Genomic DNA, 960 nt, shown 5'->3' on the forward strand with positions numbered 1-960 from the left:
CTCTTCAGGTTCCTTCACATGTTTCGTACTGTTTATTTTTCACTCCCGTTTTACGGGACAATGATCGCTGGTGCCATTTTCTCGGCCACCACGACGCACGCTGCCATCGGTGCAGAGAAGCCTCGTCCATCTTTGAGTAAGCGTGTTCTTCCTACGCCCAGAACCAAAAAAACTCCCGCCAAAAACGAACAGATTCTTGTAACGGGATTAAGCCGATCTTCAGCCCTTACTCGACCTGCAGGCCAGACGACTTATAGTTCCGATCGAAGTAATTTCGCGAACCAGGTTGGACAGAGTGTTGCAGACATGGTGGTCACCATTCCCGGTGTCAGCTTCACTCAGGGGAATGGCCCTCGCGATACAAACGTTTCCATTCGTGGGTCGGGAGATCGTCAATCATGGGGACTTAAAAATATTCAGGTGCTGGAAGATGGGTTCCCCATGACCCAGCCTGATGGGACAGCTCGGGCCGACTTGATCGACCCTCATGCCTATCAGGGTGTCGATGTTTTCGAGGGGCCAGCCTCAACCCTGTATGGTAATTATGCCATCAACGGCGCCATCAATTTCCGCACCCGGAAGGGAGCAGATATTCACGGACTGGAACTGGGCTCCGATTTCGGCAGTTTCGGGATGTTCAACAACTATGCCACCCTCGGCTTTGGCAACAGACACTACGATCTGATGATCTTTGGCAGCGATGTGCGTGGAAACGGCTTCATTGCCAATAGTCGTTATAATACCTCGACAGAAAATGTGCGGCTGCGTGTCAATCTGACGTCTGCTGATCGTCTTATCCTGAAATTTGTCAACAACGTCACGGATGCGTTTTTGCCAGCAAGATTGTCACTCAACCAGTATCGGGCCAATCCTTACCAGCAAGGGTGCGCCAATGCGTCCAGCGCAGCAACTGGCTGCGCATCTGTCAATCTGTTGGTCAATGGCCGCTATGGCGCGAAG

The 960-nt window shown here is 51.9% G+C and carries 1 protein-coding gene; it reads left to right on the top strand.

Going from position 1 to position 960, the window contains the following annotated elements:
- Nucleotides 1-960 (top strand): TonB-dependent receptor plug domain-containing protein (locus CSR02_RS04500; RefSeq protein WP_408736571.1); only part of this gene is annotated, 960 nt, incomplete at both ends.

It is taken from the genome of Acetobacter pomorum (assembly GCF_002738225.1).
GTDB classification, from domain to species: domain Bacteria; phylum Pseudomonadota; class Alphaproteobacteria; order Acetobacterales; family Acetobacteraceae; genus Acetobacter; species Acetobacter pomorum.